Raw genomic sequence first — 12,748 nt, forward strand, 5'->3', positions numbered from 1 at the left:
TCCAGACGGTTGACCTCGATAGTAGTGACATTGACGTCACGAACGACGGCACCGCTGCTGGCGATTACAGTTATCAGCTGAATGCAACTGGTTTGTCCAAAGTCAAGGATGTGGCTGGTCCTAACTACACTGTCAGTGTTGGTGATCCGGGCAAAATCGAGATTGTCCCAGCTAAGGATACGACGAGTCTGAGTAATGGCGGGTTCACCTTTGATGGTCAAACCAAAGCCAGCGGTGCGGCCGGATTAACCGCCACCGTAGCGGGTAAGACGATTCATTTGACCAGTACTGATATTGAGGTTGTTGATGACGGCGTTAATGCTGGTCATTACACGTACCAGCTGAGTACTGTCGGGTTGAACAAAGTTGCGGCCGCGGTTGGTTCTGATTACACGGTTGGCGTTGGTAACACGGGCACCATTGAAATCATCCCGGCGGCCGTGACAATGACGTTGAGTAACGGTGGTTTCACCTTTGATGGTGCTACGAAGGCCAGTGGCACGGCTGGCTTAACGGCGACTGGCGCAATGCAGACTATTGATTTGGATGGTCGTGACATCGAGGTCATTAATGATGACGTTGCCGCTGGCAGTTACAAGTACCAGTTGTCTGCCGCCGGCATCAGCAAAGCCCAGGCGCAACTGGGCAACAATTACCGTATTACTGCTGGTGGTACTGGTACGATCACCATTACGCCCGCTGGCGCAACGGCAACATTAAGTACTGGTGGTTTCATCTTTGATGGGAGTACTCCGGCCAGTGCAACTAGTGGTTTGACGGCCAGTGCCGCCGGACACACAGTTAGCCTTGCGACAAATGATATTACGGTAACGTCCGATGGCGTCAACGCTGGTAGTTACAGCTATCAACTCAACGTCAATGGCTTAGCACAACTGCAGGCCACCATTGGTACTAATTACACTGTTAGCGCTGGTGATAGTGGCATAATTACCATCGCGCCGCTGGCCGTCACAACTGCTTTGACTAATGGTGGTTTCATCTTTGACGGGACCACAACGGCCAGTGGGGCGACCGGTCTGACTGCTACTGTGGCCGGTCAGCGTGTTGAACTGGACAGTAACGATATTGTGGTTACCAATGATGGTGTTCATGCTGGTCAGTACCGTTATCAGTTAAGTGTGGCCGGACTCGCTCAGGTGCAGGCCGCAATGGGTCACAATTACGCCGTGAGTGTTGGTGCAGACGGCACAATTACTATTACACCGTTGGCCATTACGACGACATTGAACACTAGTGGTTTCACTTATGATGGCACGACTACAGCTAGCGCTGCCACCGGTTTGACGGCTACTGCTGATGGTCAGACGGTGGCTTTGAACAGCAATGATATTGAGGTCGTTAACGATGGCGTTGCGGCAGGTAGTTATACGTACCAGTTAAACGCCGCGGGTATTGCTAAGGTGCAGGCCCAAGTGGGTAATGATTACACTGTTGGTACTGGTGGTACCGGTATGGTTGCCATTGCTCCCGCGACGGCTACGACAAAGTTAAGCGATGGTGGTTTCACCTTTGATGGCCACACTAAGGCCAGTGACGCTAGTGGCTTGACAGCTATGGTTGCTGGAAAAACGGTTGCGCTGGATCAGACCGATATTGAGGTGACCGGCGATGATGTTGCGGCTGGCGCTTATGATTACCGGTTGAATGCAGCCGGTTTGACCAAAGTGCAGAATGCAGTTGGTCATAATTACACCGCGACGGCTGGTGGCACGGGCAAAATTACCATCACCCCGGCTGTAGTAACGACCACACTAAGTAACGGCGGCTTCACCTTTGACGGGACGACGACCGCTAGTGAAGCTGGCGGGTTAACCGCCACCGTCGCTGGCCAGGTGGTTGAACTGGATAGCGATGATATTGCGGTTGACGCTGATGGCACTACCGCTGGCGGTTACGTTTACCAGCTGAGTGCCGCTGGTTTAGCCAAGGTTCAGCGGACAGTGGGTGTTAACTACACGGTCAGTGTTGGTGGTGAGGGTATGATTACGATCACCCCAGCAGAGGTTGCAACTATCCTGAGTGACGACAGTTTCACGTATGACGGAAGGACCACAGCCAGTGCCGCTGGTGGCTTGACGGCCACCGTAGCGGGCCAGACCATCAATCTCGGTAGCGACGACATCGACGTCACGGGTGATGACGTTGTGGCCGGCAACTACGATTATCAGCTGAGTGCCACTGGGTTGGCCAAAGTACAGGCTGCCGTTGGCTCTGATTACACCGTTCACGTCGGTGAGGGGGGCACCATCGCCATCACTCCGGCCGCAACAACGACTAAGCTTAGTGATGGTAGCTTCACCTTTGATGGAACCACTACGGCCAGCAGTGCCCGCGGGTTGACCGCGACTGTCGCAGGGCGGACCGTTGCCCTGGATAGTGGTGATATCGTAGTAGCTCATGACAACATTGCGGCTGGTAGTTACGCTTACCAGTTGAGTCACACGGGCTTAGCAACGGTGCAGGCCACAGTTGGTGCCAACTACAGTGTTGGCGTTGGTGATACGGGCACANTGACGACTGCCTTGAGCGATGGTGGCTTCACGTATGACGGTACGACCGAGGCTAGTGGTGCTCCGAAACTGACTGCTACTGTTGTCGGCCAGACGGTTGATCTCGACAGCAGCGACATCGATGTTACGAATGACGATGTAGCGGCGGGCGATTACGTTTACCAGTTGAACTCAACAGGCTTGGCCAAAGTGCAGTCCGCTGCTGGTGGTAACTATACGGTTGCTGTCGGCGATGCGGGTACGATTACTATTGCCAAGTCCGCTGTGACGACTATCTTGAGTGATGGTGGTTTCACGTATGACGGCACGACTAAGGCCAGCGGTGTTCCGAAACTAACTGCCAGTGTTGTCGGCCAGACGGTTGACCTCGATAGCAGCGACATCGATGTTACGAATGACGATGTAGCGGCGGGCGATTACGTTTACCAGTTGAACTCAACAGGCTTGGCCAAAGTACAGTCCGCTGNTCGTGACATCGAGGTCATTAATGATGACGTTGCCGCTGGCAGTTACAAGTACCAGTTGTCTGCCGCCGGCATCAGCAAAGCCCAGGCGCAACTGGGCAACAATTACCGTATTACTGCTGGTGGTACTGGTACGATCACCATTACGCCCGCTGGCGCAACGGCAACATTAAGTACTGGTGGTTTCATCTTTGATGGGAGTACTCCGGCCAGTGCAACTAGTGGTTTGACGGCCAGTGCCGCCGGACACACAGTTAGCCTTGCGACAAATGATATTACGGTAACGTCCGATGGCGTCAACGCTGGTAGTTACAGCTATCAACTCAACGTCAATGGCTTAGCACAACTGCAGGCCACCATTGGTACTAATTACACTGTTAGCGCTGGTGATAGTGGCATAATTACCATCGCGCCGCTGGCCGTCACAACTGCTTTGACTAATGGTGGTTTCATCTTTGACGGGACCACAACGGCCAGTGGGGCGACCGGTCTGACTGCTACTGTGGCCGGTCAGCGTGTTGAACTGGACAGTAACGATATTGTGGTTACCAATGATGGTGTTCATGCTGGTCAGTACCGTTATCAGTTAAGTGTGGCCGGACTCGCTCAGGTGCAGGCCGCAATGGGTCACAATTACGCCGTGAGTGTTGGTGCAGACGGCACAATTACTATTACACCGTTGGCCATTACGACGACATTGAACACTAGTGGTTTCACTTATGATGGCACGACTACAGCTAGCGCTGCCACCGGTTTGACGGCTACTGCTGATGGTCAGACGGTGGCTTTGAACAGCAATGATATTGAGGTCGTTAACGATGGCGTTGCGGCAGGTAGTTATACGTACCAGTTAAACGCCGCGGGTATTGCTAAGGTGCAGGCCCAAGTGGGTAATGATTACACTGTTGGTACTGGTGGTACCGGTATGGTTGCCATTGCTCCCGCGACGGCTACGACAAAGTTAAGCGATGGTGGTTTCACCTTTGATGGCCACACTAAGGCCAGTGACGCTAGTGGCTTGACAGCTATGGTTGCTGGAAAAACGGTTGCGCTGGATCAGACCGATATTGAGGTGACCGGCGATGATGTTGCGGCTGGCGCTTATGATTACCGGTTGAATGCAGCCGGTTTGACCAAAGTGCAGAATGCAGTTGGTCATAATTACACCGCGACGGCTGGTGGCACGGGCAAAATTACCATCACCCCGGCTGTAGTAACGACCACACTAAGTAACGGCGGCTTCACCTTTGACGGGACGACGACCGCTAGTGAAGCTGGCGGGTTAACCGCCACCGTCGCTGGCCAGGTGGTTGAACTGGATAGCGATGATATTGCGGTTGACGCTGATGGCACTACCGCTGGCGGTTACGTTTACCAGCTGAGTGCCGCTGGTTTAGCCAAGGTTCAGCGGACAGTGGGTGTTAACTACACGGTCAGTGTTGGTGGTGAGGGTATGATTACGATCACCCCAGCAGAGGTTGCAACTATCCTGAGTGACGACAGTTTCACGTATGACGGAAGGACCACAGCCAGTGCCGCTGGTGGCTTGACGGCCACCGTAGCGGGCCAGACCATCAATCTCGGTAGCGACGACATCGACGTCACGGGTGATGACGTTGTGGCCGGCAACTACGATTATCAGCTGAGTGCCACTGGGTTGGCCAAAGTACAGGCTGCCGTTGGCTCTGATTACACCGTTCACGTCGGTGAGGGGGGCACCATCGCCATCACTCCGGCCGCAACAACGACTAAGCTTAGTGATGGTAGCTTCACCTTTGATGGAACCACTACGGCCAGCAGTGCCCGCGGGTTGACCGCGACTGTCGCAGGGCGGACCGTTGCCCTGGATAGTGGTGATATCGTAGTAGCTCATGACAACATTGCGGCTGGTAGTTACGCTTACCAGTTGAGTCACACGGGCTTAGCAACGGTGCAGGCCACAGTTGGTGCCAACTACAGTGTTGGCGTTGGTGATACGGGCACAATTACGATTATGCCCGCAACGGTCACGACCGCGTTGAGTGATGGTGGCTTCGGCTTTGATGGGCACACTTTGGCCAGTGGCGCGACCGGATTAACCGTTACGATTGCTGGCCGGTCGCTCGACCTTGACGGTGCGGATATCAAAGTCGTGGGTGACAGCACGAATGTTGGGACTTACGCATACCAGGTGAACGCTGCCGGTATGCACAGAGTACAGACGGTACTTGGCAGTAATTACACCGTTACTGCTGGCAGCGCTGGTACCATCACCATTACGCCCGTTGCGGTCACGACCATGTTGAGCGATGGTGGTTTCACCTACGACGGGCGGACTAGCGCCAGCGAGGTTGCTGGGTTGACAGCTACTGTTGCCGGTCAAACCGTTGAGTTGCACAGTGACGATATTGACCTGACTGGTAACGGCGTCGATGTTGGTAAGTATGCTTACCAGCTAAGTCAGGCGGGCCTGACGCGAGTCCAAGCAACTGTTGGTGCAAATTACGTTGTTAGCGTTGGTGAGCCAGGGATGATTAACATCACGCCGGTCACAACGGTACCGCGTTTGAATGATGTGGTCTTTACCTATGATGGCACCACTCAGGCAAGTGGGGCACCAGGACTGACTGCTACTGCGGCTGGTCGGGTCGTGCCACTGGATGACGGTGACATCACGGTTACTAGTGATGCGGTGCGTGCTGACACGTACCATTACCAGTTAAACGCCGCCGGTTTGGCTAAGGTGCAGGCCGCGGTTGGTGCTGATTATATTGTTGAGCGCAATGGTGCTACGGAAGGAACTATCACCATTCAGCCGGCTGTGACAACCGCGACGGTTCCAGTTACCCGGACAATTGTGTATCATGGTGCCGGGATGGCCACACCGGCAGCCGTGACCCAGGAGGTTGCTTACACAGCGGTCACTACCAGTGATGGGCGTAGCCGGACAACCATCTACACACCTAACGGTAGCTTTGGGGCCGTGATTTCACCGGTTATCGCTGGGTACACGGTCAGTGGTGACGTACCCGCACAGATGTTAACGTTGACGACTATGTTGCCAGTTGACACAACGGTGGTCATTACGTATAGCCCGGTTGCACCACAACCAGGTGCCACGGGTGGCGACCACAATGACCACGGTGCCGCCAGTGGCAACCGTCTCCCCGCAACGGGGGCGACTGGCCACGCAACTAGTACTTCAACAGTAGCGGGCCGGGTTAGTGCCGGAACGACTACGAATAACGGCGCCCAGCGTACACCGGTAATGACCACGACGGCCAAGGCAATCAATGTACACCTGGCTCGGGTCACGAATGCTGTTGGCGCTACCCAAGTGGGGCACCCAGCGGCTACACATCAGTTACCACAAACTGGAGGGCAAGTACGTAATGGCAGTCGCTTGCCACAGACCGGGGATGAACAAACTGGCGTCCTACGTGCGCTAGGAGTTGGTTTGCTAACCCTAATTAGCCTAGCTGGATTGTGGGACCGGAAACGCAAGCGTGATTAATCTGACGGTCATGCGTTTAGTGGCAGTGTTCTGCTGATTTGAGCGCATGGCAATGTTAGTCAATATGCATTTAGGGACACCTAGTCTGTGGACTAGGTGTCCTTTGCGTTGGAGTCGTGGTGTTTGCATCAACCCAATACAAAAAGCACCTGCTCCCCCAGTAGGGAACAGGTGCTTCTTGGTACAACCAGTACAATGATTCCGGAGAATTACAGCATCTGGTTGTAGTATTCAACGACAAGCGCTTCGTCGATTTCTGGTTCGAGTTCTTCACGCTGTGGCAGGCGAGTCAGCTTGCCTGACTTCTTGTCTTCGTCGAATTCTACGTAAGCCGGGCGGCTAACAGTAGCTTCGATAGCGGCGTTAACAACGACCAGGTTCTGAGAACGTTCGCGCAGACTAATTTCTTGGCCAGGCTGAACTTCGTAGGAAGGAATATCAACGCGCTTACCATCAACCAGGATGTGGCCGTGGTTAACGAGCTGACGAGCCTGAGCACGGGTAGTTGCCATGCCCAAACGGTAAACAATGTTGTCCAACCGCTGTTCAAGCAGGATCATGAGGTTATCACCATGGGTACCCTCAGTGATCTTACCGGCACGAACGAACAAGTTACGGAATTGGCGCTCATTCAGACCGTACATCAAACGTAGCTTCTGCTTTTCACGCAATTGCGTACCGTATTCAGAAATCTTCCGACGACTGTTGGGACCATGGTCACCAGGTGCATAAGGGCGACGAGCGAGTTCCTTACCAGTACCGGAAAGGGATAGACCCAGACGGCGAGAAACCTTCCAGGTTGGGCCAGTATAACGAGACATATTAGTAGTCCTCCAAAAAATTTTATTGGAGTAAAATAAACGTTCGTGGGTTTAACACACGGGTAGTTGGCCCTCGGGGTTCGCCATTGCAGCGCGGTTACTACCCAATAGTTCCTTAGCCAACTGGAGCCGACCATGCCGCCCACAGCTGCATTATTTTACACGCATGCTAGCATACCGCAGCGAGCGCCTCTGTGTCAAGGTGCGCGGCCAGTTGCGTGGCAAACTGGGTGAGTGTTTTCTGGTCGTCAGCGGAGAACCGGTCGAGGCTTGGGGAGTCGATATCCAGGATGGCAATAGTTTGGCCGTCGACGGTCACGGGCACGACGATCTCAGAGTTGCTGGCAGCGTCACAAGCGATGTGGCCCGCGAAGGCGTGAACATCGGGGACAATCAAACTTGCACCTTTAACAAAAGCGGTGCCAACCACGCCACTGCCGGGAGCAATGTGCATGCAAGCAACTTTACCTTGGAAGGGGCCAAGGTCTAATTGTTTTGTGGTCTGATTGTATAGGTAGAAACCAACCCAGTTAACATCGGTCAGTGAATCGTTGAGTAGGGCCGCTGCGTTAGCCAAGTTAGTGATAGGGTTGTGCTCATCAGTGAGCAGTGCGTCGACCTGGGCGACGACAATGGGGTCTAGTTGGGACATAAATTTGCCTGCTTTCAGTAGTAATTTGCAATTAGGGGTTCTCAGTCGTCCCAGTTTTTGGGATACTGGACAATAGGAATCAGTACATACAAATACCTAACTATTAATAAGGGTATTGTAGCCGCCAACGGTGTAAAATGCAATCGTAGCGGTAGTCGATTAAGAGGGTGACACGTAATGTTGTGGATAGTGTTGACGATTGTGGTCCTGTTGGTAATCACATTAATCGTGGGGTTGGTGATCAAGGGCCGGTACGCCAAAGCAATCAGTGAACTGGACGCGCAATCTGCGGGTCTGGCCAACGCGGATATCGAACAGACGATTCACGTCCTCAAGGGGGCACATTTGGGTGGCGAAAGTCTCAAGACCCTGACGCGCCTGGAACGGGAATACCAGCAGGCTAGTGAGGGCCCGGGAGCTGACGTGGAGGCCATTTTACTAGAGCTGGAAACGGCGAACGCCCAGTTTCGGTTTGCCGTGGTCCGCGAACAGTTGCAGGAGGCCCGGGAAAAACTCGCTACGTTATCCAAAAAGTACGCGCAGGTGGATGCAGAGTTACAGCAACTACAAGCAGCGCAGGCCACTAACCAACGCTTGCTGGATGAGTTGCAGGCTACGTACCAGTCAGCACGGAAAGACTTGTTGGCCAAAAACTTCGCGTATGGCAGTGCCATGCCGGCTTTTGAGCAGGAACTATCAGAACTGGCTGAGCAGTTTGCCAACGTTGCAAAGATCACCGCGGCTGGCGACCACCAGGCAGCGGCCAGTGCATTGAAGGACTTGAAGCAAAGCGTGGGAACGCTGGCTGACAACGTTGCGGCCGTGCCGCCGTTGGTGACGGACCTGGTCAAAGTTTTCCCGGAGCAGTTGGAGGAAATTCAGTCGTCGTATGATTCACTGACGAAACATAACTTCCATTTTCCCGAAGTGGATATCCCGGCGGTCATCAAGCAGGTGCACACCCAGATGGACGCTAGTGATAAGGCTTTGGCGGCCATGGACCTTAAGCAGGCCCAGTCGGATAACCAAGCGGCGGCGGATGCGATTGACAGTATGTACGCCGCTATGGAGAAGGAAATGACGGCGCGGCGCACAGTCGAGCGTGACAGCGACATGGTCACCGAATTTATTGCACACGCGCAGCGGCAGAACCACGCGTTGATGCTGGAACTGGATCACTTGAACCAAAGCTACACCCTCAATAATGGTGAAATAAAGGAGGCTAAGGGCCTACGTGAGGAACTGGTCACCTTTGACCGGCAACATCAGGCCGACTTAGCGGCCATTGATGATCACACCGCGGTCTTCTCCGTGATTGCCGAGCACATGGATAGTGCTACAACGCGGTTGAAGGCCATTGAAGAGCGGCAGGTGGCCATCAATGCGGCGGTTTCCAAACTGAAGGAGGGCGAGAAGTCCGCCAACACCGCACTTAAGACTCAAGTCACCACGATGCGTACCGTACAGCGGTCGCTGGATCAACTACAACTGCCTGGCCTGCCGGAAAGTTATACGGACCGGCTGCACCACGTCCAGTCCGAGGTGGACACGATTGCGACGGCCCTGGATCAGGTCAAAATTGATTTGGATGACATCAACCAACAGCTGGTGGGCTTAGCTAGTGACGTAAGCGATTTGGAGGACGAAGGTCGGGCCATCGTGGATGCGGTAGGCATGACCGCCCAACTGCTACAAGCGGCTAACCGCTACCGGGATGAACATCCAGAGGTAGCAGAAGCAGCGCGCAAGAGTCGCGCACTGTACAACGAATACCGGTATAAAGAAGCGGCGGACAATCTGGCGACCGCGTTGGAAGAAGCCGTTCCCGGGAGCTACAAGCGGGTGGAAGATGCCTACTTGGCTAGTCAAGACAACGTCTAACGTTGGCGGACATACAGGATGAGGCAGGCGGAGCGTAAGGGCTCCGCCTTTTCGCTAGTTACAGTACTGCCAGGTGCATGGGTGGCGCGATGGACCACACCAGGGCTTTGCCTGTTCCCGAAAACCTGTTATAATGCGGTACGACATTACTTATTTTTTGGAAGGACATACACGATGATATATTTCGATAATAGTGCAACGACCAAGCCACTGGACAGTGTGTTGGACACCTACCGGACGGTGGCCACAGACTTTTTTGGCAATCCTAGTTCACTGCACAATTTAGGGGATCAGGCCCGCGCGGTGGTCGAACAATCACGCGCGCAGATTGCGCAACTCATTCACGCCCAGCCAGAGGAAATCTACTTTACCAGCGGTGGGACCGAGGGTGATAACTGGATCATCAAGGGAACGGCGATGGCCAAGCGTCAATTTGGTAAACACCTGATTACGACCCAAATCGAGCACCCGGCTGTGCGCAACAGCATGGCCCAATTGGAAAAGCTGGGTTTTGACGTGACCTACTTACCAGTGGATAGTCGCGGCTTTGTCAGCGTGGACGACGTGCGGGCGGCCATTCGTCCCGATACCATCATGGTGTCCGTCATGGCCGTGAACAACGAGGTCGGCAGCATCCAGCCCATTGACCAGATTGGTGACTTGCTGCAGGATTACCCGACGATCCACTACCACGTCGACGCAGTGCAGTCCGTGGGCAAAGGCGTGTTGGCTAAGATTCGCCACCCGCGGATCGACTTCCTGACGTTCTCGGGCCACAAGTTCCATGCTCCTCGCGGTACGGGCTTTATCTTTGCGAAAGCCGGCCGGATGATTGACCCACTGATGGCGGGCGGCGGTCAGGAGCGTGATTGGCGTAGCGGAACCGAAAATACACCGGGAATCGCCGCGATGGCCAAAGCCTTGCGCGTGTGCCTCGCGGATGAGGACGCTAACGTTGCGCGGGAACAGGCCATCCGGACGGAAATCGCCAACTACGTGAACCAGCAGGATGACGTCACGTTGTTTAGCCAACTAGATGCCGGCTACGCGCCCCACATTTTGACGCTTGCGATTGCGGGCGTCCGGGGTGAGACCATTGTGCATGCGTTTGAGCACGAGGGTATCTTCATGTCCACGACCAGTGCTTGCTCCAGCCGCTCGGGGGATGAAAGTAGCACGCTCAAGGCCATGCACGTACCGGATAATTTGGCCACCAGTGCGATTCGAATCAGCCTGGACGAGCAGAACACAATGGCCGAAGCCAAGGCGTTCGAGCGGGCCTTTGATAAGGTCCACGCCGAGTTCCAGAAGCTGACGGCGACGAGCAGCCACTAACGATAAAGAGGACAGAGTAATATGGAATATAGTGAAATTATGGTGCGTTACGGCGAGCTATCCACGAAGGGTAAGAACCGGCGGGCCTTTATCGGTCGACTCCAGGGCAACATCGTCAAGGCGTTACACCAGTACACTGATCAATTGACGATTCGGCCCAAGCGTGACCGGTTGCACATTGAACTGAACGGCACGGCAGCACAGCCCATCATGGACGTGTTGAGCCATGTCTTTGGTATCCAGACCTTCTCACCATCCATCAAGGTAGGCAAAGATGATTTGGACCAGGTCAAGCAAGTGGCTTTGGACCTGATCAACGAGACGGTGCCGGCTGGTAGCACGTTTAAGGTGCAAACCAAGCGGGCCGACAAACAGTACCCGTTGGATACTTACGGGATGGACCGGGCTATGGGTGATTACCTCACCGATGCGCGGCCTGACCTGCAAGTCAAGATGAAGCATCCTGACGCTACGCTCCGTGTGGAGGTGCGCATTGACGGCATCTACCTGTCAACGGAGACCATCCAGGGTGCGGGCGGTTTGCCGGTCGGCACGGCCGGCCACGCTACCATGATGTTGAGTGGGGGGATCGATTCCCCGGTGGCGGCTTACCTGGCGCTGAAGCGTGGGGTCGATATTGAAATGGTGCATTTTTTTAGCCCGCCATACACCAGCGAAAACGCGTTGAACAAAGCCAAGCAGTTAACGGCTAAGCTCACGCCTTACGTGGGCCGCATCAACTTCATTCAGGTACCGTTTACGCACATTCAGGAAGAGATTAAGGCCAAAGTACCTGAGGGCTACTTGATGACGATTCAGCGGCGGCTCATGTTGCGGTTGACGGAGGCAATTTCGAAGCAGCGGGGCGACCTAGCTATCTTTAACGGCGAATCGGTTGGTCAGGTGGCCAGTCAGACGTTGGCGTCCATGGCGGCGATTAACGACGTGACCACGATGCCGATCGTGCGTCCCGTTGCGACGATGGACAAGACCGAAATTATCGCGCAGGCCGAGGATATTGATACCTACGAGTTGTCCATCATGCCGTTTGAGGATTGCTGCACCATCTTTGCACCGCCGTCACCAAAGACGCAACCCAAGCTGGACAAGTCACGCTATTACGAAACCTTCATTGACGTAGATGGGTTAATGCAGGAGGCGCTGGATGGTATCAAGGTCACCGAGATCAAGGTCGGTGACGAGTACATGAACCAGCAGCAGGACATCATTGCCGAGTTGCTGTAAAGCACCGGTAATGGTGCGCGTTGCGGCCGTAATTTACGGGCAACCACCCGTTGACCGCATGCGGGCTATCAGCTATACTGAAGCCAACACGTTGAGCAAGAGGGTTATTAGGTTCGGTTACACAGAGACGCAACGGCGAGTGGAAGTTGCGACCGGCTTAGTAATTGTAGCTTGTGAGTGCCACCCTGAACGTTTGAGTAGGGGTGGTCGGCTACGGCCGTTATCCGTACTGAGGGGGTTGCCAGCTGGCAACCAATTTAGGTGGCACCGCGAGTTAACTCGTCCTAATTGATGATTAGGACGAGTTTTTTTGTTCTCCGGGTGTG

The 12,748-nt window shown here is 54.4% G+C and carries 8 protein-coding genes and 1 other annotated feature; of the genes, 6 read left to right on the forward strand and 2 right to left on the reverse strand.

What is annotated here, in order from left to right; genetic code table 11:
- From FD19_RS09840 to FD19_RS10000, 3 genes are all read left to right on the forward strand, one after another.
- The coding region (locus FD19_RS09840) for a beta strand repeat-containing protein (protein WP_268872332.1) at positions 1 to 2,531 on the forward strand (2,531 nt) is incomplete at both ends.
- Between the two features lie 12 nt (positions 2,532 to 2,543).
- Positions 2,544 to 2,997, forward strand: a 454-nt coding sequence (locus tag FD19_RS09995; protein ID WP_420836023.1) for an MBG domain-containing protein, incomplete at its 3' end; no start/stop codon positions are given.
- Between the two features lie 8 nt (positions 2,998 to 3,005).
- Entirely contained in the window at positions 3,006 to 6,488 is a 3,483-nt protein-coding gene (locus FD19_RS10000; protein ID WP_476737425.1) for a beta strand repeat-containing protein, read from the forward strand.
- 209 nt (positions 6,489 to 6,697) lie between these two features.
- Here FD19_RS10000 and rpsD read toward each other — a convergent pair whose 3' ends face one another.
- Both rpsD and FD19_RS00920 read right to left on the reverse strand, forming a co-directional pair.
- The gene (gene rpsD, locus FD19_RS00915; protein ID WP_054749277.1) at positions 6,698 to 7,309 is read right to left on the reverse strand and encodes a 30S ribosomal protein S4; all 612 of its coding nucleotides are present in this window, start codon (positions 7,307 to 7,309) and stop codon (positions 6,698 to 6,700) included.
- Between the two features lie 169 nt (positions 7,310 to 7,478).
- Positions 7,479 to 7,961: a GAF domain-containing protein gene (locus FD19_RS00920; protein WP_054749278.1), complete on the reverse strand. Its 483-nt coding sequence runs from the start codon at positions 7,959 to 7,961 to the stop codon at positions 7,479 to 7,481.
- A gap of 177 nt (positions 7,962 to 8,138) precedes the next feature.
- Here FD19_RS00920 and FD19_RS00925 point away from each other — a divergent pair, with 177 nt between their 5' ends.
- The 3 genes from FD19_RS00925 to thiI all read left to right on the forward strand — a co-directional run bounded on the left by FD19_RS00925 (position 8,139) and on the right by thiI (position 12,422).
- Positions 8,139 to 9,842, forward strand: coding sequence for a septation ring formation regulator EzrA (locus FD19_RS00925; RefSeq protein WP_054749279.1), 1,704 nt, complete (start codon positions 8,139 to 8,141; stop codon positions 9,840 to 9,842).
- A 174-nt stretch (positions 9,843 to 10,016) separates the two neighbouring features.
- Entirely contained in the window at positions 10,017 to 11,177 is a 1,161-nt protein-coding gene (locus FD19_RS00930; RefSeq protein ID WP_056968907.1) for a cysteine desulfurase family protein, read from the forward strand.
- A 21-nt stretch (positions 11,178 to 11,198) separates the two neighbouring features.
- Positions 11,199 to 12,422, forward strand: coding sequence for a tRNA uracil 4-sulfurtransferase ThiI (gene thiI / locus FD19_RS00935; RefSeq protein ID WP_056968908.1), 1,224 nt, complete (start codon positions 11,199 to 11,201; stop codon positions 12,420 to 12,422).
- 82 nt (positions 12,423 to 12,504) lie between these two features.
- Positions 12,505 to 12,712, forward strand: a binding site (T-box leader).
- Positions 12,713 to 12,748 lie beyond the last annotated feature (36 nt).

The sequence above is a fragment of the Lacticaseibacillus thailandensis DSM 22698 = JCM 13996 genome (genome assembly GCF_001436135.1).
Taxonomy (GTDB): Bacteria; Bacillota; Bacilli; order Lactobacillales; family Lactobacillaceae; genus Lacticaseibacillus; species Lacticaseibacillus thailandensis.

What these genes read in the sequence shown, in the direction of transcription:
- thiI (WP_056968908.1), top strand. Translation starts at nt 11,199, where the DNA reads ATGGAATATAGTGAAATTATGGTGCGTTACGGCGAGCTATCCACGAAG.
- FD19_RS00925 (WP_054749279.1), top strand. Translation starts at nt 8,139, where the DNA reads ATGTTGTGGATAGTGTTGACGATTGTGGTCCTGTTGGTAATCACATTA.
- FD19_RS00920 (WP_054749278.1), bottom strand. Translation starts at nt 7,961, where the DNA reads ATGTCCCAACTAGACCCCATTGTCGTCGCCCAGGTCGACGCACTGCTC.
- rpsD (WP_054749277.1), bottom strand. Translation starts at nt 7,309, where the DNA reads ATGTCTCGTTATACTGGCCCAACCTGGAAGGTTTCTCGCCGTCTGGGT.
- FD19_RS00930 (WP_056968907.1), top strand. Translation starts at nt 10,017, where the DNA reads ATGATATATTTCGATAATAGTGCAACGACCAAGCCACTGGACAGTGTG.